Origin of the sequence: Gemmobacter sp. 24YEA27, from assembly GCF_030052995.1 — a bacterium.
In the GTDB taxonomy this organism is placed as follows: Bacteria; Pseudomonadota; Alphaproteobacteria; order Rhodobacterales; family Rhodobacteraceae; genus Pseudogemmobacter.
In genome coordinates, this window is sequence record NZ_JASJPW010000001.1 from 2,929,513 (window position 1) to 2,954,023 (window position 24,511).

24 protein-coding genes and 4 pseudogenes are annotated in these 24,511 nt (G+C 63.7%); 18 read left to right on the top strand and 10 right to left on the bottom strand.

Annotated elements, in window-relative coordinates:
* The first annotated feature begins 90 nt into the window (after positions 1-90).
* Positions 91-714 (top strand): nicotinate-nucleotide adenylyltransferase, encoded by a 624-nt coding sequence (locus tag QNO18_RS14615; RefSeq protein ID WP_283178261.1) that lies wholly within the window; start codon positions 91-93, stop codon positions 712-714.
* Between the two features lie 118 nt (positions 715-832).
* Positions 833-1,211, top strand: a pseudogene (locus QNO18_RS14620) (transposase); the annotation flags it as partial.
* Between the two features lie 79 nt (positions 1,212-1,290).
* On the opposite strand, the gene QNO18_RS14625 reads toward QNO18_RS14620, so the two are convergent.
* The gene (locus QNO18_RS14625; protein ID WP_283178810.1) at positions 1,291-1,665 is read right to left on the bottom strand and encodes a transposase; all 375 of its coding nucleotides are present in this window, start codon (positions 1,663-1,665) and stop codon (positions 1,291-1,293) included.
* A gap of 486 nt (positions 1,666-2,151) precedes the next feature.
* On the opposite strand from QNO18_RS14625, the gene QNO18_RS14630 reads away from it, so the two are divergent.
* Complete coding sequence (locus QNO18_RS14630; RefSeq protein ID WP_283178262.1) at positions 2,152-3,039, top strand: hypothetical protein; 888 nt, start codon at positions 2,152-2,154, stop codon at positions 3,037-3,039.
* Between the two features lie 202 nt (positions 3,040-3,241).
* Here QNO18_RS14630 and guaD read toward each other — a convergent pair whose 3' ends face one another.
* Positions 3,242-4,516 (bottom strand): guanine deaminase, encoded by a 1,275-nt coding sequence (guaD, locus tag QNO18_RS14635; RefSeq protein ID WP_283178263.1) that lies wholly within the window; start codon positions 4,514-4,516, stop codon positions 3,242-3,244.
* Between the two features lie 165 nt (positions 4,517-4,681).
* On the opposite strand from guaD, the pseudogene mgtE reads away from it, so the two are divergent.
* The 3 genes and pseudogenes from mgtE to QNO18_RS14650 all read left to right on the top strand — a co-directional run bounded on the left by mgtE (position 4,682) and on the right by QNO18_RS14650 (position 7,147).
* Positions 4,682-6,051 (top strand): annotated as a pseudogene (gene mgtE, locus QNO18_RS14640) (magnesium transporter).
* Positions 6,048-6,593, top strand: a complete 546-nt coding sequence (locus tag QNO18_RS14645; RefSeq protein WP_283178264.1) for a 5-formyltetrahydrofolate cyclo-ligase — start codon at positions 6,048-6,050, stop codon at positions 6,591-6,593. The pseudogene mgtE and the gene QNO18_RS14645 overlap by 4 nt, the downstream one beginning before the upstream one ends.
* A complete protein-coding gene (locus QNO18_RS14650; protein WP_283178265.1) occupies positions 6,590-7,147 on the top strand; it encodes a hypothetical protein in 558 nt (185 codons plus the stop codon). The genes QNO18_RS14645 and QNO18_RS14650 overlap by 4 nt, the downstream gene beginning before the upstream one ends.
* Positions 7,148-7,154: 7 nt before the next feature.
* On the opposite strand, the gene QNO18_RS14655 is transcribed toward QNO18_RS14650, so the two are convergent.
* Positions 7,155-8,240: a substrate-binding domain-containing protein gene (locus QNO18_RS14655; RefSeq protein WP_283178266.1), complete on the bottom strand. Its 1,086-nt coding sequence runs from the start codon at positions 8,238-8,240 to the stop codon at positions 7,155-7,157.
* Between the two features lie 196 nt (positions 8,241-8,436).
* On the opposite strand from QNO18_RS14655, the gene QNO18_RS14660 reads away from it, so the two are divergent.
* The 3 genes from QNO18_RS14660 to QNO18_RS14670 all read left to right on the top strand — a co-directional run bounded on the left by QNO18_RS14660 (position 8,437) and on the right by QNO18_RS14670 (position 11,467).
* Positions 8,437-9,906, top strand: a complete 1,470-nt coding sequence (locus tag QNO18_RS14660; RefSeq protein ID WP_283178267.1) for an aldehyde dehydrogenase family protein — start codon at positions 8,437-8,439, stop codon at positions 9,904-9,906.
* A gap of 104 nt (positions 9,907-10,010) precedes the next feature.
* A complete protein-coding gene (locus QNO18_RS14665) occupies positions 10,011-10,973 on the top strand; it encodes a methionyl-tRNA formyltransferase (RefSeq protein ID WP_283178268.1) in 963 nt (320 codons plus the stop codon).
* Positions 10,970-11,467 carry a hypothetical protein gene (locus QNO18_RS14670; RefSeq protein ID WP_283178269.1) on the top strand — a complete coding sequence of 166 codons (498 nt, stop codon included), beginning with the start codon at positions 10,970-10,972 and terminating at the stop codon, positions 11,465-11,467. The genes QNO18_RS14665 and QNO18_RS14670 overlap by 4 nt, the downstream gene beginning before the upstream one ends.
* Positions 11,468-11,503: 36 nt before the next feature.
* On the opposite strand, the gene QNO18_RS14675 is transcribed toward QNO18_RS14670, so the two are convergent.
* The 3 genes from QNO18_RS14675 to QNO18_RS14685 are packed head-to-tail and all read right to left on the bottom strand — an operon-like array spanning position 11,504 to position 13,087.
* Complete coding sequence (locus tag QNO18_RS14675) at positions 11,504-12,022, bottom strand: periplasmic heavy metal sensor (protein ID WP_283178270.1); 519 nt, start codon at positions 12,020-12,022, stop codon at positions 11,504-11,506.
* Positions 12,023-12,034: 12 nt separating this feature from the next.
* The gene (locus QNO18_RS14680; protein ID WP_283178271.1) at positions 12,035-12,469 is read right to left on the bottom strand and encodes a hypothetical protein; all 435 of its coding nucleotides are present in this window, start codon (positions 12,467-12,469) and stop codon (positions 12,035-12,037) included.
* A gap of 3 nt (positions 12,470-12,472) precedes the next feature.
* A complete protein-coding gene (locus QNO18_RS14685) occupies positions 12,473-13,087 on the bottom strand; it encodes an RNA polymerase sigma factor (RefSeq protein ID WP_283178272.1) in 615 nt (204 codons plus the stop codon).
* A gap of 470 nt (positions 13,088-13,557) precedes the next feature.
* Here QNO18_RS14685 and QNO18_RS14690 point away from each other — a divergent pair, with 470 nt between their 5' ends.
* Both QNO18_RS14690 and QNO18_RS14695 read left to right on the top strand, forming a co-directional pair.
* Positions 13,558-13,905, top strand: coding sequence for a DUF983 domain-containing protein (locus QNO18_RS14690; protein ID WP_283178811.1), 348 nt, complete (start codon positions 13,558-13,560; stop codon positions 13,903-13,905).
* Positions 13,877-14,509: an NUDIX hydrolase gene (locus QNO18_RS14695; protein WP_283178273.1), complete on the top strand. Its 633-nt coding sequence runs from the start codon at positions 13,877-13,879 to the stop codon at positions 14,507-14,509. The genes QNO18_RS14690 and QNO18_RS14695 overlap by 29 nt, the downstream gene beginning before the upstream one ends.
* Before the next feature lie 81 nt (positions 14,510-14,590).
* On the opposite strand, the gene QNO18_RS14700 is transcribed toward QNO18_RS14695, so the two are convergent.
* From QNO18_RS14700 to QNO18_RS14710, 3 genes are all read right to left on the bottom strand, one after another.
* On the bottom strand, positions 14,591-15,127 hold the full coding sequence (locus tag QNO18_RS14700) for a lipocalin family protein (protein WP_283178274.1): 537 nt from the start codon (positions 15,125-15,127) through the stop codon (positions 14,591-14,593).
* Complete coding sequence (locus QNO18_RS14705) at positions 15,115-15,525, bottom strand: hypothetical protein (protein ID WP_283178275.1); 411 nt, start codon at positions 15,523-15,525, stop codon at positions 15,115-15,117. The genes QNO18_RS14700 and QNO18_RS14705 overlap by 13 nt, the downstream gene beginning before the upstream one ends.
* A gap of 292 nt (positions 15,526-15,817) precedes the next feature.
* Positions 15,818-16,858 carry an aldo/keto reductase gene (locus QNO18_RS14710; RefSeq protein ID WP_283178276.1) on the bottom strand — a complete coding sequence of 347 codons (1,041 nt, stop codon included), beginning with the start codon at positions 16,856-16,858 and terminating at the stop codon, positions 15,818-15,820.
* Positions 16,859-17,073: 215 nt separating this feature from the next.
* On the opposite strand from QNO18_RS14710, the gene QNO18_RS14715 reads away from it, so the two are divergent.
* The 7 genes and pseudogenes from QNO18_RS14715 to QNO18_RS14745 all read left to right on the top strand — a co-directional run bounded on the left by QNO18_RS14715 (position 17,074) and on the right by QNO18_RS14745 (position 23,224).
* Positions 17,074-18,027 (top strand): SDR family NAD(P)-dependent oxidoreductase, encoded by a 954-nt coding sequence (locus tag QNO18_RS14715; protein WP_349293863.1) that lies wholly within the window; start codon positions 17,074-17,076, stop codon positions 18,025-18,027.
* A gap of 33 nt (positions 18,028-18,060) precedes the next feature.
* Positions 18,061-19,779 carry a methionine--tRNA ligase gene (metG, locus tag QNO18_RS14720; protein WP_283178277.1) on the top strand — a complete coding sequence of 573 codons (1,719 nt, stop codon included), beginning with the start codon at positions 18,061-18,063 and terminating at the stop codon, positions 19,777-19,779.
* Between the two features lie 362 nt (positions 19,780-20,141).
* On the top strand, positions 20,142-20,327 hold the full coding sequence (locus QNO18_RS14725; protein ID WP_283178278.1) for a hypothetical protein: 186 nt from the start codon (positions 20,142-20,144) through the stop codon (positions 20,325-20,327).
* Between the two features lie 79 nt (positions 20,328-20,406).
* Positions 20,407-20,688 carry a hypothetical protein gene (locus QNO18_RS14730; RefSeq protein WP_283178279.1) on the top strand — a complete coding sequence of 94 codons (282 nt, stop codon included), beginning with the start codon at positions 20,407-20,409 and terminating at the stop codon, positions 20,686-20,688.
* Between the two features lie 394 nt (positions 20,689-21,082).
* Positions 21,083-21,709 carry a hypothetical protein gene (locus QNO18_RS14735; protein ID WP_283178280.1) on the top strand — a complete coding sequence of 209 codons (627 nt, stop codon included), beginning with the start codon at positions 21,083-21,085 and terminating at the stop codon, positions 21,707-21,709.
* A gap of 135 nt (positions 21,710-21,844) precedes the next feature.
* Positions 21,845-22,147 carry a DUF2218 domain-containing protein gene (locus QNO18_RS14740; RefSeq protein ID WP_349293864.1) on the top strand — a complete coding sequence of 101 codons (303 nt, stop codon included), beginning with the start codon at positions 21,845-21,847 and terminating at the stop codon, positions 22,145-22,147.
* Positions 22,148-22,292: 145 nt separating this feature from the next.
* A pseudogene (locus QNO18_RS14745) lies at positions 22,293-23,224 on the top strand (IS5 family transposase).
* A gap of 77 nt (positions 23,225-23,301) precedes the next feature.
* Here the strand turns inward: QNO18_RS14745 and QNO18_RS14750 are convergent.
* A pseudogene (locus tag QNO18_RS14750) lies at positions 23,302-24,102 on the bottom strand (IS5 family transposase).
* Positions 24,103-24,511: the final 409 nt, after the last annotated feature.

Genomic DNA, 24,511 nt, shown 5'->3' on the forward strand with positions numbered 1-24,511 from the left:
GGCGAAAGTCCGGATTGCCGGCGTCGTTTAGCCCGACGGCGGCGCTATCCATCTTTCCATAGCCGTCATGAATGAAATATGAACCCCGCTATGGCACAGGGCTTTCCTCTCGCGACACGCGGCATGGTTGTGGGTCTTCTCGGCGGGTCGTTCGATCCGGCGCATGAGGGGCATGTCCATATCACCCTTGAGGCGTTGAAGCGGATGGGGCTTGACCAGGTCTGGTGGCTGGTCTCGCCTGGAAATCCGCTCAAGGCGCGTCAGCCGGCGCCGCTTTCGGCGCGGCTGCAACAGGCGCGGCGGGTCATGCGCCACCCCAGGGTCCGGATCACCGATCTCGAGCGGCGCCTCGGCACACGTTTTACTGCGGATACCATCGCGATGCTGAGGGCGATCTACCCGGGCGTGACCTTTGTCTGGCTGATGGGGGCCGATAATCTCGCGGGTTTCCACCGCTGGGACCGCTGGCGGCGGATCATGGAGACGGTGCCGGTTGGTGTCCTCGCGCGGCCAGGCGCGGGTCTGCGCGCACGGCTGTCACCGGCGGCACAGATCTATGGCGGCAATCGCGTCGGGCGGGGCGAAAACCTTGCACGGATGAAGCCTCCGGCCTGGGTCTTCGTCAATCTGCCGATGAAGGATGCCTCATCCACTAAGATCCGGGCGAAGGGGGGCTGGCGGGCGCCGGAGGGGGGCGCTGCCCCCGGCTCCTGACGGAGCCTCCCCCGGGATATTTCAGGACAGATGAAATAGGGCCTGGCCTCGCGAGGTATGGGCGCCCTGCCCCCTGAGAACTGGATCGTTTGGAGCTGGATTTTACGGCTGGATTTCCCTGGCTGGAAGAGGAGCTGAAGACGATGAAAGCATCGCATTCACGGCGGCGCAGAAGGCGTTCCTCCTGAAGCAGGGCAAGGAAGGAACGGCCGTGGCCGGGATCTGCCGTAAGGCGGGGATCAGCCTGGCGACCTGCTTCACCTCGAAGAAGCGCTATGGCAGTTTGTTGCCAGACGAGATGCGCTGGCTGAAGGCCCTGAAGATGAGAATGCGCGGCTGAAGACGATCATGGCCGACCTCACGCCTGATCGGGACATGCTGCAGGACGCCATTCGCCGAAAGCTCTGAGACCTGCCCGGACGCGCAAGTTTATCGACGGGATGTTGGTCGATTGGCACGTGTCGATCCGTCGGGCCTGTCAGGCGCTGCTGTTCGACAACCTCGAGCTGCCCTTGCAAATCCCGCCGCGAACTGTGCAGGCCGACCTCGAACTTCGGATCCGTGAGATCTGTTAGGTCATGTTGACAAATGGCGGAGCCAGAGCCTGATGCAGGCGACGTCGACGAAGCCCAGGAAGCTTTCGGCGGTTTTATCGTAGCGGGTTGCAAGGCGGCGGCTGTTTTTCAGGTTGTTGAAGCAGCGCTCGACCATGTTGCGCAGGGTATCCTCCCACAATCCCGCCAAAGTCCACCGGCGGAACTGACGGTAGACCGAGGACCACTTGCCAAACTCTTTGGGCAGATCACGCCATGGCGCACCAGTCCTTGTGATCCAGGAAATTCCATCGAGAACAAGACGATGGTCCGCAGGTTTCCGCCCGTTAGAGTGCCGGGCGGCACGAATGAAGCCCTCGAAGAAGGTCCACTCATCGTCGGATATTCTCGAAGACAAGGCGTGGTTCGCCGGAAGACGCTTTCCCGCTGCGGGCGTCGGGGGCAAAAAAGTGCGTGGCTGCCCTGATTGCATTGAATCGCAGCCGGGACTGCTTGGCGTCTGATCATTGCCGCTCATGACAATTTGCCTTGATCACAAGAGGCCACTCATGACGCTATGGACGGCTCCGGACAAGTTGGACTGCCACGATGTCGTCGAGCGACTTGCAGAGCTTGACCTGTCCGCGGTAACGCGCCCTGCGACCCGCGATCCTTCCGGGTTTGAACTTTGGTTCCAGGGTCGTCTTGAGGGGAAATCTGAGCCAGGACAATGGCTTGATCAGTTCGACCTCATGCGGCGGCGCAATTCTGCTTCGAACTTGGCCGGGCGGCAATTGCGACGAAGCTGCGAAGATCAACCGCGATCCGAGAGGATCTGCACTGGTGGCCTGCCGCTATCGGTTTCCGGCTATGCGCTGGTGGGGACGCGGATCTCTGCGCCGCTTTGGTCGGATTGCAACATCTGATGGGGCATTGCGGGGAAGGGCCAAGCAAGATCTTTGGCGGCCTTTACGATTTGCTCGCCCGCGATCCTTGCCCCGAGGAATTGCGGCCGTTTCGCAGTATCCTGCAGCGCCACATTCTGGAAACCTGGCCGCTCGCGCCGGGGGATGAGGTGCTCGGAGAACCCGTCCTGCACCCTGGGCGTATGGGGGTGCGGGCAGTGGCGCATCTGCTGCAGATCCCAGAGACTGAGGTCATCGCGGCGATTGGCGAAGACCGCAGCTGCCCGCCGGAATGGAGGCTGATCGACAGGTCTGAAGCGAAGGCGCTTTTCCCGCCGAGCCTCGCCGAGCCTGAATTCTGCAAAGCTCTCTCGCTTTCAACCCGGCAGTTTGAACAAATGCGAGATGAGGGCTTTCTGCAGCCCGTTGAGGGCGGGTTCTGGGACGTTTGGGCGGCGCAGGATCTGATCGACGACCTGCTATTTGGGGCGGAGCCGATATCTTTCGCCCTGCATGACTGGTGCAGTCTGACAGAAGCCTCAGATCGCTTGCAGATGACATTTCCCAGGATCATCGATGAAATCCGCTCCGGGCGGATTGCCCGGGTTGGCAAATATGTGCAGCGGTCCGGTTTTGCCTCGGTCCTGATCAATCTCGGCCATGTGGGTCAGGAGGGCGAAGCGATTTCGATTGAAACCTTTGCCTTTTCGCTGGGGCTGCGCCCGGTTGAACTCATCACCTTCGTCCGTCGCAACAAGGTCTCTTGTCAGCAGATGGCCGGGGCCCGGGGCAGCGCAAAGCTGCGAATGAGCGCGGCGGACAGGCAGGCCTTCCATGACCGCTTCATTAGCTTTCGCGACTTGGGAATAGCGGCTGGTTTGGGATGAGACGTGCTTCAGGCCCTGCTTGATGAAAGCAGCATCGGGCCTGCGGGCGGCAGTGCGAGGATTTATTCCCGTGCTGAAATCAGCCAGCTGCTGCCCTGAATACCCCTTACCCGCAGATTTCACTTGACGCCCTTGCGCACACTATTCCTTACGTTTGCGCATGCTTCCCCTTTTTTTTGGCTCACTGGTTGCCAGCACCCGCTCAGCGCGGCCTGCCGCTGATCCAGACCGCGCGGATGGCACGGTCGTCGCCCATCATAACGGTGGGGAACAGCGCCTGCCAGAGGGTTTCGGCGCGGGCAGTGGCCTGGGCGATGGCCGGGGTGGAATTCAGGTCGATCACCGCCAGATCGGCTTCCATCCCGGGGGCGATATTGCCGACCTGCCCTTCGGCATGCAGCGCGCGGGCCGAGCCGACCGTCGCCAGCCACCAGAGCTGCGCCGGATGCAGCGCCTCGCCGCGCAACTGCGCGACCTCATAGGCGGCGGCCATGGTGCGCAGCATGGAAAATGACGACCCGCCGCCGGTATCCGTGGCCAGCCCGACCCGCAAATGCCGCGCAAGACCCATGTCGAAAAGCCCCGAACCGATGAACATGTTCGAGGTCGGACAATGCACCAGCGAAGCACCGGCCTCACGCAGCCGCGCCTTTTCGCGGTCGGTCAGCCAGATCGCATGGCCGTAGACCGCGCCCTCGCGCAACAACCCCTGGGTCTCGTAAGTATCGAGGTAATCGCGCGATTGCGGGAAGAGGTCTTTCACCCAGGCGATCTCATCGGTCTGTTCCGAGAGATGCGTCTGCATCAGGCAATCGGGGTGCTCGCGCCACAATGTACCAAGTGCCGCAAGCTGCTCCGGCGTCGAGGTCGGCGAAAACCGCGGCGTAATCACATAGGACAGCCGGTCCCGGCCGTGCCATTTCTCCAGCAAGGACTTGCTGTCATCATAGGCGGATTGCGCGCTGTCGCGCAGGCCCTCGGGGGCATTGCGGTCCATACAGGTCTTGCCGGCATAGACCCGCATCCCCCTTGCCTGCGCGGCCCTGAAAATCGCATCGACCGAGGCCGGATGGATCGTCGCATAGGAACAGACCGTCGTGGTGCCGCGCGCCAGCACCAGATCGAGATAGCGCCCCGCGATCTCCTCCGCATAGGCGGGATCGGCAAAGCGCATTTCCTCGGGGAAGGTATAGAGGTTCAGCCAGTCGATCAGCCGCTTGCCCCAGGAGGCGATGATCGCCGTCTGCGGGTAATGCACATGCGCGTCGATAAACCCGGCCGAGATCAGGCAGTCACCGTAATCATGCACCTTGGCGCCGGGATGGGCCGCACGCAGATCACCCGCCTGCCCCACCGCCCTGATCCGGCCCTGGTCGACCAGCACCGCGCCCTGGCTCAGATGCTGCGCCGCAGCCTCGCCGATCACAAAGGGGTCGCCGGTGAAACTCAGCACCTGTCCCAGCAAGAGATCCGCCATTCGCCTCTCCGATCCGTTCACATCCTGTCAGCGAAACACCGCCACCATGTTACAATAAGCCGTCATCAGCGAAAGGAAATCCGCCGCTTGCCCCCTGTTTCCCGCATACGGCTTCCGGTAAACCCGGAGAATGCGGTGTCCGGAGAGTGCGGTGAAGGAGTGTCCATGAGGGAAACGGTCCAGGAGCGCGACGACGAGGAACTGGCCGCCGAACGCCTGACCCAGGTGCTTGAAGCCGTTGCGGCAAAGGATACCGCGCGGCTTGATTTACTGCTTGATCCCCTGCACGCCGCCGATATCGCCGATATCCTTGAACAGATCTCCTCGGGGGACCGCAGCGGGCTGCTGGCGCTCTGGCATGGCGGCATCGACGGCGATGTGCTGTCCGAGATCGACGAGTCGATCCGCGAAGAGGTTATCGAATCGCTGCCTGACAGCGTGGTGGCCGAGGCCGTTCGCGAACTCGACACCGATGACGTGGTCGATATTCTCGAAGATCTCGACGAGCCCGCGCAGGAAAAAATCCTTGATGCGCTGGAAGATGCCGACCGGATCGCGGTCGAACAGGCGATGTCTTATCCGGAGTATTCCGCCGGGCGTCTGATGCAGCGCGAGGTGGTGATCGCCCCGAGCACTGGAATGTAGGCGAGACGATCGACTTTCTGCGCGGTGCCGACTGGCTGCCCGACCAGTTCTATCATGTCATCCTCGCCGATCCGAGGATGCGCCCCATCGGCTATGTCACCCTTGGCCGCATCCTCTCGGCCCCGCGCGATGCAAAGCTGAAAGACATCACCGAAGAGAGTTTCCGCACCGTAAAGGCGACCGATGAAGAGGCCGATGTCGCCTATTACTTCAACCAGTATCACCTGATTTCCTGCCCGGTGGTGGACGAGAATGGTCGGCTGGTCGGCGTCATCACCATTGATGACGCGATGAATGTGCTCGACGAAGAACATGAAGAAGACATGCTGCGCCTCGCCGGTGTCTCGGATGAGAGCTCGATCCAGGACGGGGTGATCGCGACGGTCAGAAGCCGCCTGCCCTGGCTGGTGGTCAATCTTTTCACCGCCTCGCTTTCCGCATTGGTGATTTCGCAATTCGAAGGGGTGATTGCCTCGCTGGTGCTGCTGGCGGCTCTGATGCCGATTGTGGCCTCGACCGGAGGGATTGCGGGCACGCAGTCGCTGGCGGTGGCGGTGCGCTCGCTTGCGACCCGCGATCTGACGCCGGCGAATGCCCGGCGGGTGATCTGGCGCGAACTCCGGGCAGGAATGGTGAACGGGATCTTCCTCGCGCTGGTTCTGGCCCTTGCAGCCGTAGTTTTCTTCCACGACCCCTGGCTTGGATCGGTGCTGGCGATGGCGATGATCTGCAATCAGGTTGTGGCGGCAACGGGCGGGGTTCTGGTGCCACTTGCCTTTAACCGGATGGGGATGGACCCGGCGCTTGCCTCGGGAACCTTTGTGACTACACTCACCGATGTGATGGGCTATCTTGCCTTTCTTGGCTTCGCTGCACTGGTGCTGTTGTGAAAGAACTCAAAGCTGAAATCCGCAGACAGGCGGCCGAAGCCCGCGCGCTTGCCTATGCGAAAGGGCAAGGTCAGGCAGCGGATCTGCTGGCGGATTATCTGGCGGCACATGCGGGCAAGGTGCTCTCGGGCTATATGCCATTCCGGACCGAGATCGACCCCCTGCCCGCCATGGCGGCACATCAGGGCCCGCTCTGCCTGCCGGTGATCGCTGGCCGCGACCAGCCGCTCAGGTTTCGCGAATGGAGCCCCGGTGCCCCCCTGATCGAGGGCACCTTCAAGGCGCTGATCCCGGCCGAGGGTGCCTGGGCGGAACCCGAGATCCTGATCGTGCCGATGCTGGCCTTTGACGCCCGCGGCTACCGGCTGGGCTATGGCGGCGGCTTTTACGACCGCACGCTCGAAGCCCTGCGCGCGCGCCGCCCTACGCTGGCGGTCGGTTTCGCCTTTGACGCGCAGGAGATGGACGAGGTGCCGATCGACAGCACCGATCAGCGGCTCGACGTCATGATCACCGAAAGCGGCGTCAGGGTTTTCGGGTGATCCGCGGCCTGGTCCTCGGCCTCTTCGCCGCGGGCCCCGCAGCGGCCGGCTGCTTCACCGCAGAGGACCTGCCCGCGCGCGCGGTCTATTCCGACGGTGCCACGCTCGAATATCTCGACCTGACGGATGATGTGCTGACCTATCGCAGCGGCCAGATCACCTCGCGCCTGGCGGCTGGTCTCTGGCCGCTGACGAGCGAGGCGCCGGGCTTCCGGATCAGCTATGACTGGAACGCCCCCCTGCCCTTGCCCGGGCCAGAAGCGATCCGGGATCAGGGCGGCGAGATCACCCTGAAGGCCCGGATGACGCGGCAAAAAGCAGCGCCGGTGACAGTCTCGCTCACCATCCGGGTCCTGGGCGAAGAGGCGGTGACCTGGGAAGATTGCATCTATACCAGCTTCCGGATCCATAAGGTGATGACGGCGGCGGATGGCCGGAAGATGATGGATGCCAGGCTTTTGTTCGCGCCGTCGGCCATGCTGGCCATATCGACCGAATCCTTAGATCTGACGGATGATACATCGCGGGTCAGCCAGCTGAAATCGCTCGAATAGCGCCATATCAGCCGCGCGCGCGGAACACCTCGCGGATCGTCTTGACCTTACCCGGCTCCTTCACCTGATAGCCCGGCAGCTGCGAGATCTCGCGCGCGAATTCCGGCCCGCGCATCACCGCCAGCACCCGCTCCATCGCCGGGTGGTCCAGAATGCGGCGGTGGCAGATAAAGACGTAGTCTTCCGTCAGCACCGGCACGAAATCCAGCCCGAACTGCCGCGCCGCCGCCTCGACGCCAAAGGCCACATCGGCAAAGCCCGAGGCGACATAGGCCGCCACGGCCGCATGGGTGAATTCGGAATGCGAATAGCCGTTGATCGCCGCGCCCTGCACCTGGTGCTGCGCCAGCAGGTGATCAAACAGGATCCGCGTGCCGCTGTCGGGATCGCGGTTCACCAGCCGCACGCCTGAGCGCGTCAGATCATGGCAATGGGTGATCCCCAAAGGGTTCCCCTTTCCCACAATCAGCCCCATCTCGCGCGTCACGAATGAGATCACCCGATGTTCCTCGGGGTCAAGCCAGCCGCGCGTCATCGCGAGCGTGCGCGCGCGCAGCTCGCCCTGCGGCAAATGCATCCCGGCAAGATCACAGGTGTTTTCCACCATCGAAACCAGGGAGTTCGAATTCGAGACATAGCGGAAATCAACGCTGCCTTCGAAATCCCGCGCCAGCAGCTCGCGCAGTTTCGGCACCGCAAAGCCGTGGCTTGCCCGCACCCGGAGCTCGAGCCGCCCGCTGGCAAGCGTCTGGTTCACCTCGGTCTGGAGTTCCTGTGCCAGGTTTTGCAGCAAAGGCCGCAGCCGCGCTTCCAGCCGTTCCGCCGCCCAGACCAGCTTGTCGCCAAAGGCCGTCAGGCTGGTGCCGCTGCCCTGCTTGCGCTCCACAAGATCCGAGCCGAAAAACTCCGACCATTTGACCAGCAGATTCCAGGCATGGCGGTAAGACATCCCCGCCCTGGCCGCCGCGACCGAGAGCTTGCCGGTATTGCGAATATCCGACAGCAAGCCCAGCGTGATCTCCAGTCGCTCCTGGGTCTCACGGCGCTGAAACGCCCAGACCGGCGCGATTTCAACCCTGACTGACCTGTCCATCTTATGAACTCCTGTTCATGTCTTTAACCTGCAAGTCCGGCACAAGCTTGCCGGACCTTGCCCGGCGAGTCATGTAACCCAAATCATATTCACATAATTTTTCACCGGAGTAAGCTTATTTTCATCAGGCGATTCCGGGGGGAGAGCGGATCGCCCGGTCAATATATGAACTGACGTGCATATGATGGAGGGAACTATGCTCGACCAGAGAACCGGCGGGATCTATCCGCTGCTGATCGGCGGCGAGACGCGGCCTGCGCTTTCGGGCCGCACTTTCGAGACGCTGAACCCCGCAACCGGCGCCCATCTTGCCCATGTGGCCGAAGCCGGGGTCGAGGATGTCAATCTCGCCGTCGCTTCTGCGCGCAAGGCGTTTGAAGAGGTCTGGGCCCCGATGCGCGCCGCCGACCGTGGCGCGCTTCTTCTGCGATTCGCCGAGGTGATCCGGAGCCACAGCGAAGAGCTGGTCGAGCTGGAAAGCCTTGATTCCGGCAAGCCGGTTTCCGCGATCCGCCGCCAGGATCTGCCGGCGGTGATCGATACCCTCACCTATTACGCGGGCTGGGCCGATAAGATCACCGGCACTGTGACCCCTGCCCGCCCGGACGCGCTGACCTATACGGTGCGCGAGCCTCTGGGTGTGGTCGGCGCCATCATCCCCTGGAACTTCCCGCTGATGATCGGCATGTGGAAGATCGCACCGGCGCTGGCCTGTGGCTGCACGGTCGTGCTGAAACCGGCCGAGATTACGCCGCTGACCGCGATCCGGCTGGGCGAGCTTGCGCTGGAAGCCGGGCTGCCGCCGGGTGTGCTGAATGTGGTGCCGGGCTTTGGCAAGGTTGCGGGCCAGGCCATCGTGGATCACCCCGATATCGACAAAGTGACCTTCACCGGCTCGCCGGTTGTCGGGCGCCAGATCCTGCAAGGGTCGGCCGGGAACCTGAAACGCGTGACGCTCGAACTCGGCGGGAAATCCGCCAATATCATCTTCCCCGATGCCGATATCGATGCGGCAGTGCGGGCGGCGGGTTCGGGGATCTTCTTCAATACCGGGCAGGTCTGCTCGGCCGGCTCGCGCATCCTCGTTCATGAATCGATCCATGACGAGGTGGCTGAAAAACTCGCGGCCCGGGCCAAAGGCATGCGGCTTGGCAACCCGCAGGAGTCGGGCACCTCGATGGGGCCGGTGGTCTCAGAAGTGCAGATGAACCGCATTCTCGATTATATCGAGATCGGCCGGGCCGAGGGCGCAGAGGTCGTGACCGGCGGTGCCCGCCACGGCGACCAGGGCTATTTCATCGAGCCGACCGTCTTCGCCAATGTCCGTCACGACATGCGTATCTCGCAGGAAGAGATCTTCGGCCCGGTCGCGGCAGTGGTCCCGTTCAAAGACGATGACGATGCGCTTCGCCTTGCCAATGGCACCGTCTACAGCCTCGCCGCCGGGGTCTGGACCTCTGATATGACCCGTGCCCACCGCTTCACCCGCAAGCTGAAGGCCGGCACCGTCTGGGTCAACACCTATGGCCCGACCGATATCCGCCTGCCCTGGGGGGCGTGCGCGATTCCGGTTTCGGGCGTGAACATGGCGAAGAAGCCATCGCCAATTTCACCGAACCGAAAGTGGTCTGGATCAATACCGGACCAGCCTGACCTGCCCCCCTAACTCCCTGAAGCCTTTTCCCGAGGCTCACTTCGGGGTCCGTCTGACTGGTCACGGCCAGGGTGGCGGACCCCGCTTTTCCCCAAATTCCCATAAAGGATCTCCCGATGCGTATCGCGATCATCGGCCAGCAGGCCTTTGGCAAAGCCGTTCTTGAAGCCTTCCTCGCGCGTGGCGATGATGTCGCCGCCGTCTTCTGTGCGCCCGAAAAGCCTGGTGCGAAACCCGATCCGCTGCGGCTTGCGGCCGAAGAAAAGGGGGTGAAGACCTTGCAGCTCCCCAATCTGACCAGCGACGCGGCGGCAGAGGCGCTGCGCGCGCTGGATGTCGACCTCGCGGTCATGGCCTATGTGCTGCAATTCGCGCCGCAGGGCTTTGTGACCATCCCGAAACATGGCGCCATCTGCTATCACCCCTCGCTTTTGCCGAAATATCGCGGCCCAAGCGCGATCAGCTGGCCGCTGATCCGGGGCGAGACCGAAACCGGGCTGACGATCTTCCGCCCCAATGACGGGCTGGATGAGGGCGATGTCGTTTTGCAAAAGACCACTGCGATCAGCGCTGATGACACGCTTGGCACCGTCTATTTCGACCGGCTCTTCCCGATGGGTGTGGCCGCGATGCTCGAAGCCGCCGACCTGATCCTTGCGGGAAAACACAGCGAGACCGTGCAGGATGAGGCCCTGGCCACCTATGAGGGCTGGTGCCGCGACCCCGAGGCGCGGATCAACTGGTCGGCCCATGCGATCGATATCCACAACCTGATCCGGGGATGCGATCCGGCGCCCGGCGCCTGGATGCTGGTCGGCGACGAGAAGATCCGCATCTATGACAGCCATCTGATCCCCGCCCGCCGCTTTGCCGATGTGAAAGGCAAGCCCGGCACCATCGCCGGGATCGACGGCGGCAAGGTCCAGGTCGCGCTGCAAGGCGGTCTGATCGAGATCGGCCGCGTCCGCACCGCTCAGGGCGAGAAGCTCAGCGCGGCAGACTATGCCAGCCGCCTCGGCCTTGCGATCGGCGACCGGATCGACAGCCATAATACCGGGCTGCGCACCGCTGCCGAATGACAAAAAACCGCCCGGGCCTTACGGTCCGGGCGGTCTCTTCAGCGACGATTGCGGGTCATTCAGGGCTGCGGCATATCGCCCGCCATCATGCCGCCGTCAGGGTCGATGCAATTGCCCACAGCGGCGAGGCCATAGTCGCGGATCTGATCCATCATCGCGCGCGCCTGTCCCCAGAGGGCAGGCCCCCGCGCGAAGCCGATGGCGATGGGCTGTTTCCTGATCGGATCGATGCGCTTGATCCGGCGGGACAGGCCGCCCTTTTGCAGCTGATCGGGGCGTGGCGCTCTTGTCCGGCCGTCTCCGAGACCGAGGTCACGGCGTGCGTCCAGCTGGTGGCGACGATCCGCGCCTGTCGCGATTGCGCGAGCCTTTCGGCGGCGGGACGCAGGCGCTTTGCCGCCTCGCGCCAGGACAAGGCCAGTCAGAATGATGCCGATGGGCTGCGCAAATATCTTGCGCGTTTCGGGCTGGACCGGGCGGAGATCTGCGCCTGACCGGCGCCTGAAAGCCCGGTCCGGAAACCCCTGTGGTCAGTCCTTTTTCTTCTTCGGCTGCAACGCATGTTCCAGCCGTTCCGCATAGGCGCGGCGCTCGGTCTCGTTCAGGGTGGCCAGATAGGCGCCCATCACCTCGCTGGCACTGATAAGACGGCGGCTGTTGCTTTCCGAGATCGTCACCAGCGCATCCTGCATGGCTCCGGCCTCAAAAGGCGTGGCCCGCAGCGCGGCCAGAAGCGGGTCATAATCGGCGCGCAGCTGCGCATGGCCGCGTTTCAGATCGGGGTTGCGGCTGACCCAGGCCTCGCGCATCGCGCGCCAGTCCTCGCCCCGCATCGCTGTCGCCAGCGGCCCGAGCCCATTGTCGCGCCGCGCGCCCGACCCATGTTCCCCGCCGCTTCTGGCGCCCGAATGCATATCCGACCAGGCCCCCAGCCAGGCACCGGCGAAAAACCCGCCAATGGCCAGATTGAGCGCCAGTGAGGCCGCCAGAAGCGCCCTGACCCAGCCGCGCGTTCCAGGCTGTCCTGCCCCGTTTTGCGGATCCGTCACACCCATTTCTCCTCAGCCTCCGGCCAGAAAATAGATCGCCACCGGCTCCAGTTCAGGCCCGTCATCGCCCTCGGCCCCGGTCGCGGCCGCCACCCCGGTCCAGAACCCGTCGCTCAGCCCGGCGGGGTCGGAATAGCCCAGAAACAGCGCAAGTGCGGCCACGGCGCCAAGGCTGGCCACCACACCGCTGCCTCCGAACCCCGCGCTGAAAGACGTCCAGAGCCGCACGATCCCCGCAAGGGGACCCGCAGCCGCAGGATGTGCCCGCCGCAAGGGTGTCTCTGAAGGTGCCGGCATCGCCGCAAGGCCCGCCTGCAGCACATGCGCCATCAGCGCCCCGGATGGCTCGGGGGCAGTCGCCCGCGCAAGAAGGAAGACGCGGTCAAGCTCGGCGCCCGTCAGCTCCGGCCCATTCCGTTCTGGTCCATTCAGCTCTGTCTTGCCCATCGCTCAATCCCCTTCAAACCCCAAAAGCGCCCGATACGGCCCGAGCGCCTGCGCCAGACCGCGGCGCCCGCGTGCGGTCAGGCTTTCGACCGCTTCGATCCCCACGCCCAGCACCGCCGCGATCTCGGGGTTCGAGAGCCCCTCGATATGGCGCAGGACCACCGCCTCGCGCTGGCGGTCGGGCAAGGCGGCCAGCGCACGGTCAAGTGCGGCCATCCGTTCGGACGCGATCAGCCGCGCCTCAGCCCCCGGCGTGCCATCTGCCGCTTCGGGCGCATCGCTCAGTTCCAGCGGCGCACCGCCTGTGTGACGGTGGCGGCGCTGCCGGCTGCGGATCCGGTCGGTCGCCAGATTGGCCACCACCCGGTAGAGCCAGGTCGAGACCTTCGCCTCGCCCTCGCGCCAGCCCGGGGCCGCGCGCCAGAGCCGGAGCATCGCCTCTTGCGCGATGTCTTCCGCCTCGGCCCGGTCGCCCGCCATCATCCGGCTGGCAAAGGACAGGACCGGCGGCAAAAGCCGCGCCGTCAGAAGCCGGGCCGCAACGGCATCGCCCTGCGCATAGCGCGCGAGCAAAACCGCCTCGTCCTCGTCCTCGACCGTATCCCGGGGCATCTTCATTCCCATCTGTTACCCCGGAACCCGGGGTCACCGCAAAGCCCGGCTTGCGGCCCCCCGCCCTCAACCGATCTTTTACTGAACGATCCGCGAAGCGGCCCGCCATCCGATATATGCTGTCCGAAACCGGCCGTTCCCGTAGTGCCTGACAGCTTTATAACGGCGCGGATCGGCGCTTCCGTCGCGGTATCGCAGATAAATCCGGCCCGCCACCGCAAGAGCATTCCCGATAAAGCACCTGCGCCGGGGCGGGATGCGACTAAACATCCCTGTGAAACAGGTTTCAAACTGCCTAATCTGATGGCGGGGACGAGAATCGAAGAGGCAGAAGACGCGGCATGCAGAGCAGCAATCCGAAAACCGCCTCCGGCTATGATCTGCTGGCGGAGGGGCGGGTCAGCAAAGAAGCCGGAGGCACAGCAGAGCAGCCAGCGCCGGACCAGGATGCCTCTGAACGGCCCCTGCGCCCGGCCATGTTGCGCGGCTGGCGCCGCCGCTGCCCGTCCTGTGGCGCGGGGCCGCTGTTCCAGGGCTTTCTCAAGGTGCGCGATCACTGCCCGGTCTGTAATGAGGCGCTGTTTCACCAGCGCGCCGATGACGGGCCGGCCTATGTGACGATCCTGATCGTGGGCCATATCATCGGGCCGCTGATGCTCGCGCTCTATATCAAATGGACGCCTGATCCGCTGATTACCGCTGCGCTTTTGTCGGTGGCGAGTGTGGCGATGTCGCTGTTTTTGCTGCCCCGGATCAAGGGGGCCTTTGTCGGATTGCAATGGTCGCGGAGGATGCATGGCTTTGGAGGAAATGAACGTGGATGAGCCACAGATCCGCGATGCGGCCACGGTAATCCTCACCCGGCGCGAGGGCGGCGAGGCGCGGATCCTGATGGGGCAGCGCGGCGCGAAAGCGGTCTTCATGCCGTCGAAATTCGTCTTTCCGGGTGGTGGTCTGGATGCGGCGGATGAGGATGCCGGGGTCTCGGGGCTGAGCGCGGATTGCGCCGCACGCCTGGCGCAGATCAGCCCGGGCGTTCCCGGCGGGGCAGCACCTGGCCGGCTGGTGACGGCCGCCTTGCGCGAGCTGCGCGAAGAGACCGGGCTGGGATATCCGCCGGGGGCGGCAAAGCTGCGCTATGTGTTTCGTGCCATCACGCCGCCCGGGCGGCCGCGCCGCTTTGATGCGCGGTTTTTCCTCGCTGATGCGGCGGGGCTGGACGGCGATCCGGATGATTTCTCGCAGGCCTCGGATGAGCTGTCGCATCTGGCCTGGCTGGGGCTGGAGGAGGCAAGGCGGCTTGATCTGCCCTTTGTCACCGAAGTGGTTCTGGCCGAGATCAGCAATCTTTTGCGCGGTGGCGATCAGCCCGGCGTACCGTTTTTCGACAATTCCGGCGCGCGGCCGGCGTTTCGGCGGATACTGTAGGGACGGGTTTCCCACCGGGGGCTGACGCCTCCGGCGGGAATATCTTCGTCATGAGCAGACGGCATTGCCGGAAAGACCTGGTCAGAAGGGCTTCAGCCGGTCTTTCGGATAGCCGTTGAAATCGAAGATTTCGGCGGCGGCGCGCAGGCGGTCTGGGCTGATGCGGCCCCGGTCAAGCACAAAGCCGAATTCGCCCCTTGGCGTTGCGATGGCGAGGGTGCGGTAGCCGCTGTCGACCCAGATCACCCACCATTCTCCCATTCCGGGCACGGTGAATCTGCCGGGGCCGGTCACGGTCACGGGGCCGGAAGCGGTGATCTCACGCCCGTCGAGGCAGAGCCGGGCTTTGAGGGAAAGCTGGCCGGAAGCTGTCTGGCTGAAGACGGCGCCGCCGGGCGCGCAGCTCTGGGTCGCGCCCCTTGTATAGGCAGCAGCCTGGCGCCAGTCGCCTGTGATGCGGGCGGGCTGGAAAGCGGCGGCGGACCAGATCCCGGCGCCTGAGTTGCGAAACACCGTGCGGCCGACGGTTTCAGGCGCGCGGGGCGCGCAGGCCTGCAGGACGAGGCCAAGCCCCGCCGCGGCAAGCCCAAGGCGGATCAGTCGGGTTATTGCAGGCATTCGGTCATCCTTCGGCCGCTGTCATCAAGGATCTCATTGCAGCCAAACAGCGGTGTGAACGGCGCGCAGGTGCCCGACCGCGCAAGACATTGCCCTTTGCATTGGCTCGACGCGGTGCAGCGCTTGCCGGAATCTTTCGTGCTCCAGACGCAGCTGCTGAAGCCGGACCCGGTCTTTGCCCAGCTGCCCCCGGCCTTTTCACAGGTCAGGCGGGCCTCAGCGGTGAAGGGGTTGGTCTCGACCGGGGCGGCTTCCGGCATGGCCACCTCTTGCGGGGTCACCTCTTGCGCGGCGGGCACTTGCGGGGCGGCCTCATGAGGCTGTCCGGCAGCCTCTGCGGGGGCGGCCTCTTTCGCGCCCGTCGCGGCCCCGGCTGTGGCGGGTGTCGTCTTTGCCACCGGCGCGCCAGCGGCAGCACCGGGGGGCCAAGCGGTGTGGTCTCGATCGCATCGCCGGTGATAACCGTCGTCGCGGATTTTTCCGTGCCCGCCCCGCCCGCGCCGGATTTCTCGACCCCAGGCAGGCAGCCGCCAAGCGTCAGCGCGAGCGCGAGCGCCCCGGCCAGTGTCACAAACCGATACCCGATACCTGTCATCCGGCTGTCCCGCCGCTCTTGCCCGTGTTTATCATTATGGCGCGAGACTGCCCCGAAACGGCCAGGCGGGCAAGCGCGAAGCGCCCGGCAAAGGATCAGAACGGGCGCGGATGCAGGCGATAGACCTCGTTCAGATCGGCCAGCACCCCGGGCGACAAATTCAGCCCCGCCGCGCCGATGCAGGTCGCGAGATCGGCAAGCCTGGTCGCCCCGATAATCGGGATCGAGGTGAAGGGCCGCGAGCGGCAAAAGGCAATCGCCATCTGAACCGGATTGAGCCCGTGATCCGCCGCCACCGCGAGACAGGCCGCCACCGCCGGAAAGACCTGCGGTGTGATACGGCCACCGAGATCCGGGACCCGCGCCCGGCGGCTGTCTGAGGGCGTCACATCGCCGGCATATTTGCCAGAAAGCAGCCCCGTCGCAAGCGGCGAATAGGCCAGCAGCGGCAGATCCTCGATCAGGGAAAGCTCGGCATGATCAGTGTCGAACTGGCGGCACAACAGCGAATATTCGTTTTGCGCGCTGAACATGCGCGGCAGACCCAGCGTATCGGCCAGATGCAGCCAGCGCGCCGTGCCCCAGACGGTCTCATTCGAGAGCCCGATGGCGCGGATCTTGCCCTCGGCAATCAGGCTCTGCGCGGCGGTCAGGATATCGGTCATCGCAGCGGTTTCGGCGGCACGGTCGATTCCGGTCGGCGCATAGTTCCAGTTCTGGCGGAAATGGTAGCTGCCGCGATTGGGCCAGTGCAGCTGATAAAGGTCGATATAATCGGTGTTCAGCCGCTTCAGCGAAGCCTCTGCCGCCGCCCGCAGGCTGGCGCCGGTGATCGGCTGGCCGGGGCGGACATGCTGGCCGGTGCCGGTGATCTTGGTGGCAATCACCAGCCGGTCGCGCCCGCCCCGCGCTTTGATCCAGGAGCCCACAATCTCTTCGCTGAGGCCCACGGTTTCGGCCCGGACCGGGTTGACCGGATACATCTCGGCAGTGTCCCAGAAGGTGATGCCGCGATCCAGCGCCAGATCGGCCTGGGCATGACCCTCGGCCTCGGTATTCTGGCTGCCCCAGGTCATGGTGCCGAGGCAGAGCTCTGAGACGGTCAGGCCGGAACGACCGAGGGGAATCATTTTCATGGCAGAGCTCCTTTTGCGGGCGAGACTGCGGGCGCCGGAAGCAGGAGGCAAGGCCGCCCGGACAGGCTGGCATGCAGGGGCGGCGTTTGCGCAAAAGGCCGCCACATCTGCACATCCCCGCGCCCAGGGCCGGTTTGCGCCAGATCAAGGCAGGGACGCCCCGGCAGGCCCAGACTGTGCCCTGAGCCCATCCCGGACACAGAGGAGTCCTGAATATGGAAATCAGGTTTGACGGAAAAACGGCACTGGTAACCGGGACCGGATCGGGGATCGGTGAGGCGGTCGCGCTGGATCTGGCCGCCTCCGGTGCTGTCGTGGTCGTGTCGGATCTGACCGAGGATGCAGCGCAAAAGACGGTTGCAAAGATCATCGCCGCAGGGGGCGCGGCGGTTGCGGCTTACGGCGATGTTGCGGATCCTGCGGTGGTGGAGGCCCAGATCGCGCTGGCCGAACAGCATGGCGGGCTGCATCTTCTGGTCAACAATGCCGGGATCGGCGGCCCCTCGGCCCCGACAGGCGCCTATCCGCTGGACGGCTGGGACCGGGTGATCGCCGTCAATCTGAATGCGGTTTTCTACGGCCTGCGTTTTGGACTGCCAGCCATGGAGCGCGCAGGCGGCGGTGCGGTGGTCAATATGGCCTCGATCCTCGGCAGTCAGGGCTTTGCCGGATCGGCGGCCTATGTCGCGGCGAAACATGCCGTGCTGGGCCTGACCAAAACCGCAGCGATGGAATATGGCGGAAAGGGCATCCGGGTGAATGCGGTCGGCCCCGCCTTTATCGACACGCCGCTGCTTTCGGGCTTCGACAAAGAGACCCGCGACTGGCTGATCTCGAAGCATCCGGTCGGCAGGCTGGGACGCTCAGAGGAGGTCTCGTCACTGGTTCTGTTCCTGCTTTCGGATCGGGCGAGTTTTGTTACCGGAAGCTATCACCTGGTCGATGGGGGCTATTGCGCACCGAAACAGAGGGGGCTCTGCCCTCCGATACCTCCCAGGCCCCACCTGTGGCGGAGCCGCCCCCGGGGATATTTCCGGACGCGTAAAAGCCATGACCCGCCCGGACTGATGATCCGGCCCTGCCCCGGTCCTGACAGGCGAACCGGATGGCCCGGCCCGGAGGGGATGGTTTATCGCAAAGCTCTGGCCCTTGGCGGCGCCCCGCGTTAAACCCCGGATCCGAACCGGTCGAAAGGCGTCTTCATGGCCCGCATTCTCATCACCTCTGCAATTCCTTATATCAACGGGATCAAGCATCTGGGGAACCTTGTCGGTTCGCAGCTGCCTGCGGATCTGTTTGCCCGTTATATGCGTGGCCGCGGCAATGAGGTGATGTTCATCTGCGCGACCGACGAGCATGGCACCCCCGCCGAACTTGCCGCCGCCAAAGCCGGCAAGCCGGTCGAAGACTATTGCCGCGAAATGCATCTCGTCCAGGCCGATCTGGCAAAGGGCTTCCGGCTGAGCTTTGACCATTTCGGTCGCTCCTCCAGCCCGGAAAACCACCGCCTGACCCAGCATTTCGCGGGGGTTCTGGCCGATAACGGGCTGATCCGTGAGGTTACGGAGCAGCAGTTCTATTCGATCGATGATGGCCGCTTCCTGCCCGACCGCTATATCGAGGGCACCTGCCCCAATTGCGGGTTCGAATCCGCGCGCGGCGATCAATGCGACAATTGCACCAAGCAGCTTGACCCGACCGATCTGATCAACCCGCATTCGACCATCTCCGGCTCGACCAATCTCGAGCTGCGCGAGACCAAACATCTCTATCTGCGCCAGTCGGCGCTGAAGGGCGATATCGAGGCCTGGATCGACGGCAAGAAGGACTGGCCGATCCTGACCACATCGATTGCGAAGAAATGGCTGCATGACGGCGATGGCCTGCAGGATCGCGGCATCACCCGCGACCTGAAATGGGGCATCCCGGTGAAAAAGGGGGACCAGCCCTGGCCGGGGATGGAAGGCAAGGTCTTCTATGTCTGGTTCGACGCGCCCATCGAATATATCGCCTGCACCGCCGAATGGGCGGATGCGAATGGCCGCCCGGCCGCTGACTGGGAACGCTGGTGGCGCACCGACAAAGGCGCCGCTGACGTCACCTATTACCAGTTCATGGGCAAGGACAATGTCCCCTTCCACACGCTGTCCTTCCCGGCAACGATCATCGGCTCAAACGAGCCGTGGAAGCTCGTGGATTACCTGAAATCCTTCAATTACCTGAATTATGACGGCGGTCAGTTCTCGACCTCGCGCGGGCGCGGTGTGTTCATGGACCAGGCGCTGTCGATCCTGCCCTCGGATTACTGGCGCTGGTGGCTGTTGTCCCATGCACCGGAAAGCGCGGATTCCGAATTCACATGGGAGAATTTCCAGGTCTCGGTGAACAAGGATCTCGCCGATGTGCTGGGGAATTTCGTTTCCCGCATCACCAAATTCGCAAAGGCGAAATTCGGCGATGATGTGCCGGCGGGCGGTGCCTATGGCCCGCAGGAGACCGCGCTGATTGCTGATCTGACCACGCGCATCCGTGAATATGAACGGCTGATGGATGCGATCGAGGTGCGCAAGGCGGCGGCAGAGCTGCGCGCGATCTGGGTTGCGGGCAATGAATATCTGCAATCCGCTGCGCCCTGGTCGGTGGTGAAAACCGACCCGGAGGCCGCCCAGGCCATCGTTCGCTTCGGTTTCAACCTGATCCGGCTTTACGCGGTGCTGTCGCGCCCCTTCATCCCGGATGCCGCGGCGGCGATGATGGCGTCACTTGGCCGCGAGGACTGGGCCTGGCCCGAGGATGTCGCCGATGCCATGGCCGGCGTGGTCGCAGGCAGCGCCTTCGCCGTGCCCGAAAACCTCTTCCGCAAGATCACCGATGAAGAGCGCGCCGACTGGCAACAGCGCTTTGCCGGCATCCGCAGCTGAAGACGCCCCCCTTTCTGGCCCCGGGCGCCGCAGGAAAGCCGCGCCCGGGTCAGTCCTGACAGGGAAGATCTGCCCTGTCTTCAGTCTGCCCTCGATGAAATTCATGGGCCTGGCCTCACACCGGCCCGGCCGCCTCCGCGTATCGCGGCTCCGAAATCCAGAGCGAAACAGCACAGCCCATTTCCCCATGGAGCGCCCCCGCCCGGATCGACCGGCGGCCAGCCGGATGAGGCACTTGCGCTGGTCAGGAGGGAGCCGCTGATTGCCGCCAAAGCCTACAGCCTGTGCGATGCGCCGAACCCCGGAACCGCGCCTTGTGGTACCGGGACCACTGCTATCTTTGCTGGTCAGAGCACAGGCCTATGCTGATCAACGCAGGCCTGCCGGAGCAATCCGGCAGCATTATTAATGTCGCGGGGCTGGCCTCCTGCAATGCTGCAAGCGCGAAAAAATTCCTGCATTTGCGAATAATTCGCCAGATGTATAGCAGCTATCTTAACCAAATCGGCCACATCAGGGAATATTTCCCTAACCTGGGCAAAAACTGAGAACCTCAGACTCGCCATGCCATGGCAGACTGTCGCCACTGCTCGTTCCGCTTCCCGAAGCTGCCAAAGGGAGAATCACATGAACGACATTTCTCAGAAGCGACACGCTCTGACGCGGGGGCCGGTTCTGGCCGCGATAGTTTTCGCGCTCGCCTATGGCTCAGCAATGGTACTGGTGATCGCGCCGCGCGGCCTCCTGGGCGGGTCGCAATCGGTGGCCGTGGAAAGTGGCGTGTTCTCCGGGGGCCCGTTCTCCGGGGGCGTGTTCTCCGGGGGTGCGGGGTCTGATCAGCCGCAGCTCCTGCGGGCCGGGTTCACCCCGCTGCCGCCCGACCGCTCGGCCTATGGGATCCGAGACTGACAGATCAGGTTGCCGGCTGACCAGATGGCTGCATTGCCAAAACGATAAACCGGTTTAATGGTCCGGCCCGGAGCTTTCCGCGCCGGGCCATTTACTGTTTTCTCGCGGCAGTGTCTCGCGTGGAAGTGAACACTCCCCGAACACAAACTTCTGAAAACGCAGCAAACATTCGGCTTGATTAATTCAGAGTATTTTAATAGGAAATACAAGTCCAGCTTTTCGCCAGATATGTCCGGGCGCGCCGCCCGATGTCATCCTGACTTTACGATCTGCGACTTGCCTGCCTTCCCACGCCCGCCCCAGTTTACCGCAACAGCGACCGTTTCCGCACAGGACCCGCATAAGCCGGGACTGCGCCCTGAGAAACGGCCCCCGACCGGAGCCACCTGCCCCGATGTCTGAACATCTCGCCGATGCCGATGCCTTGCAGCTTGCCTCGCTGGGGCTCGATGCTTTCGAGACCGGGATGCTGGCCGTCACCCGCCATTTCATGACCGCCTTCGCGCGGCCTGAAAGCCAGGCCTGGCAAAGCGCCTATACGATTGCCGCCGAACGCTGGGGCCAGGCGCGCGGCCCGCAGATCGCGCATGGGCTTCTTGCGGTGATCCAGGCGCTGCGCCAGGCGCGGGACGAAGATTTCCACTATGCCAACCCGCTCTGCACCTCCTGCCGCGACCAGGTGACGCCGGAGGAGGCTGCCTTTTGCCTCATGCTGCATGCGATGCGCCGCGACCGCGCCGATCTTGCGCGCGGCCCGGTGCTTGAGGTCACCGGCGGCCGGATGGATCCGCTGCTGATCCAGGTAGCCCTGTCTTTCGCGGCGCGGTTCCCGGCAGAGGATGCGGAAAACACCGCCGCCGCAAAGGCCGCCGCAAAATCTGCCGCACAGGCTGAGGGCCTGAGCCTTATCCCGGTTGCCGCCGGCACCGCCTCACAACGCCCCTCACTGCGGCCCACAGAGCGACCGGACCATCGTCCGACCCATCCCCCTGCGGCACGGCACCTGCGCCTCGTGCATTGATCGAATAGTTGTCGCAACCTGTCGCGCCCCGGTGCGAATTTGCACGGTGACGCCGCCGGACTGAGCATAAACCCGGTCTTGCCCGGCGGAGAGTGAGCTCTTAGATCCGGAAAGACAAAAGCGAAGGATCCAGCGATGTTGACATCATCGGCGCGTTTCGAGACCCCGAATGGCTCGAAATATATGCAACAACTGTTCCGGCATTTCGCCCATAAGATCGAGGTCGAAGTGGATGCGCATCACGGTCGGGCCACGCTCGGCCCGGGACCTCTTGAGATGGAGGCCGATGCAGGCGGCCTCTCGGTGAAGGTCTCAGCGGAAGATGTGCGCGGCATTATCGAAGCGCGCTATATCGTCGACAAACATCTGGTGGTCTTTGCCTTCCGCGACGGCTTTTCCGGCTTTGCCTGGACGCTGGACGAGACGGCCCCTGCCTGAAACGGGGCCGCAACCTGCGGCGGGTCTTATCGGGTCAGGATGCAGTGATCCCGCCACCGCAGATTTTGCCCTCCCATCGGTGTTGTAGCAAAACTCTTTCTGGGCAAGGATTCACGTTGCGAAGCCAGCGGGTCAGACCGTCAGCATGAGCAAGCCTGGCCCCACCCGCTACCGCATGACGAACTGGAAGTCCTGCAACGATGCGCTCAGGCGGCGCGGATCGCTGCTGATCTTGCAGGACAGGGACATGGTTTGGCGCGCTCCGAGGGCCGGGGCAACGGTCGGCCGCCGGTGTTCAGTGATGCCGCCATCCAATTCTGCTTGATGGTGAAAGTCCTGTTCGGACTGCCGCTCCGACAAACGACCTGGATGCTGGGCAGCATCGTGCAGATGGCAGGGCTCGACTGGCCAGTGCCGGACTTTTCCACCCTGAACCGGGTGCAAAAGACCATCACGGTCCGGATCCCGGGCCGACGCGCGCCGGGCCCGCTGAACCTGCTGGTGGACAGCACCGAGATCAGGTTCCTGGGCGATGGCGGGTGGCTGGCGCGCAAGCACGGCACGCATCGCCGGCGCCAGTATCGCAAGGCCCATCTGGCAATGGATACGGCCACCGGTGACGTCTGCGCGGTGGAGTTCACCTCCGGCGACAAGGGCGACAGTCCTGTTCTGCCGCACCTACTGGCGCAGATACCGCCCGGTGAACCGCTCGGCGCCGTAACCGGGGACGGCGCGTTCGACAGGCGCCGGTGCCCCACGGCGATCCTGGAACGCGGTGGCACGGCGGTCATTCCCATCCGCAGGAACGGGCGACGATGGCGGGAGGATTGTCCCGCCGCCGTTGCACGCAACGAGATCCTCCGCGCGACCCAACGCCTGGGAAGCGCAGCCTGCAAACGCTGGTCCGGATATCACATCCGAAGCCGGATCGAGGCGAAGATGAGATGCCTGAAAGCCCTCGGCGAACGGATCACATCACGAAATCCGGACCACCAGACAGCCGAAATCCACATCCGTGTCGCTCTTATGAACTGCTTCAATGCCCTCGGTCAGGCCGAGATCGAACATATGGCATGAACTCAACGGGAAAGGGGCGAACCCGCTCTGACCCTGACTTTTGCAACAACGCCGGTCATATCTCTGATGACACCAGATTAATGTCCTCGTCTAGGTCGTGTTGACAAATGGCGAAGCCATAGCCTGATGCAGGCAACGTCTACGAAGCCGAGGAAACTGTCTGCGGTTTTGTCATAGCGGGTTGCCAGTCTGCGGCTGTTTTTCAGTTGTTGAAGCAGCGCTCGACCATGTTGCGCAGGGTGTAAATGGTCATGTCGACAGTCTTGCGCACCCTTCGGTTCTTTCGCATCGGTATCATGGGCAGGGCGTTGCGGCTCTCGATGTCTTCCCGAATTTTATCAGAGTCATAGCCCCTGTCGGCGACCAGAACTGCCGGTTGGGGCAGATTGTCAGCCATCACCAGATCGTAGCCGGTGTAGTCGGAATCCTGCCCGGGCGTGATCTCGGTCCTCATCGGGAGGCCCGCACCGTTGACCCGGAGATGGATTTTGGTCGAGAACCCACCTCTCGAACGGCCAGGAGCCTCTTGTCAGCAGTCCCCCTTTTGCGCCTGCCGCATGATCATGGGCGCGGATCACAGTGCTATCAACCATCTGGAGCTTGTCTGGCGCGATCCCAGCGTGGTTCAGCGCGTCCAGGATGTCCTCCCACAGCCCTGCGAGCGTCCAGCGGCGGAACTGCCGGTAGACTGAGGACCACTTGCCTAACCCTTCGGGCAGGTCGCGCCAAGGCGCGCCGGTTCTTGCGACCCAGAAAATACCATTCAGAACAATACGATGATCCGCAGGATTCCGCCCATTCGGGTGTCGGACGCCACGAATGAAGCCCTCAAAGAAGGCCCACTCATCGTCGGATATCAGGTTGCGCGCCAAGCCCATCTCCCAAGTAGAGATGAGCTTGAATCATAGGACGCCTGCAAGCGGAATCCCTTTGGTCAACACGACCTAAGAAGCGTTTCCGGATCAGAAGCCGCAGGCAACCGGTACGTGTCATCCCGGTGTCGTCCGAGCGGGAGCATCCAGGACCATGTGCCGCAGGCGCCTTTTTTGGGCCCGCCTGAGGCCAGAGGGCCATAACGGGCACAGCCATTTTCACCGAAAAGGGCAACCGCGATGCGGTCGTACAGATCACGGAACGGGGTCCGGACGATCAGGGAGACCCCGGCATGGCTGCCCCGCGCGCTTAAACGCTCAGTCGGGGACGTGGCAGCGGAGGCCACGCCCCTGCCGGAGGCATCGCGGCGAAAGGCTTATCTTCTGGCGTCCACTGCTGCCACCAGCCCAGGCG

Coding starts and splice junctions, on each gene's coding strand:
- QNO18_RS14615 (WP_283178261.1), top strand. CDS start 91: ATGGCACAGGGCTTTCCTCTCGCGACACGCGGCATGGTTGTGGGTCTT.
- guaD (WP_283178263.1), bottom strand. CDS start 4,516: ATGGCGGATCTCTTGCTGGGACAGGTGCTGAGTTTCACCGGCGACCCC.
- QNO18_RS14655 (WP_283178266.1), bottom strand. CDS start 8,240: ATGGACAGGTCAGTCAGGGTTGAAATCGCGCCGGTCTGGGCGTTTCAG.
- QNO18_RS14660 (WP_283178267.1), top strand. CDS start 8,437: ATGCTCGACCAGAGAACCGGCGGGATCTATCCGCTGCTGATCGGCGGC.
- QNO18_RS14665 (WP_283178268.1), top strand. CDS start 10,011: ATGCGTATCGCGATCATCGGCCAGCAGGCCTTTGGCAAAGCCGTTCTT.
- QNO18_RS14670 (WP_283178269.1), top strand. CDS start 10,970: ATGACAAAAAACCGCCCGGGCCTTACGGTCCGGGCGGTCTCTTCAGCG.
- QNO18_RS14680 (WP_283178271.1), bottom strand. CDS start 12,469: ATGGGCAAGACAGAGCTGAATGGACCAGAACGGAATGGGCCGGAGCTG.
- QNO18_RS14685 (WP_283178272.1), bottom strand. CDS start 13,087: ATGAAGATGCCCCGGGATACGGTCGAGGACGAGGACGAGGCGGTTTTG.
- QNO18_RS14690 (WP_283178811.1), top strand. CDS start 13,558: ATGTTGCGCGGCTGGCGCCGCCGCTGCCCGTCCTGTGGCGCGGGGCCG.
- QNO18_RS14695 (WP_283178273.1), top strand. CDS start 13,877: ATGGCTTTGGAGGAAATGAACGTGGATGAGCCACAGATCCGCGATGCG.
- QNO18_RS14700 (WP_283178274.1), bottom strand. CDS start 15,127: ATGCCTGCAATAACCCGACTGATCCGCCTTGGGCTTGCCGCGGCGGGG.
- QNO18_RS14710 (WP_283178276.1), bottom strand. CDS start 16,858: ATGAAAATGATTCCCCTCGGTCGTTCCGGCCTGACCGTCTCAGAGCTC.
- QNO18_RS14715 (WP_349293863.1), top strand. CDS start 17,074: ATGGAAATCAGGTTTGACGGAAAAACGGCACTGGTAACCGGGACCGGA.
- metG (WP_283178277.1), top strand. CDS start 18,061: ATGGCCCGCATTCTCATCACCTCTGCAATTCCTTATATCAACGGGATC.
- QNO18_RS14725 (WP_283178278.1), top strand. CDS start 20,142: ATGCTGATCAACGCAGGCCTGCCGGAGCAATCCGGCAGCATTATTAAT.
- QNO18_RS14730 (WP_283178279.1), top strand. CDS start 20,407: ATGAACGACATTTCTCAGAAGCGACACGCTCTGACGCGGGGGCCGGTT.
- QNO18_RS14735 (WP_283178280.1), top strand. CDS start 21,083: ATGTCTGAACATCTCGCCGATGCCGATGCCTTGCAGCTTGCCTCGCTG.
- QNO18_RS14740 (WP_349293864.1), top strand. CDS start 21,845: ATGTTGACATCATCGGCGCGTTTCGAGACCCCGAATGGCTCGAAATAT.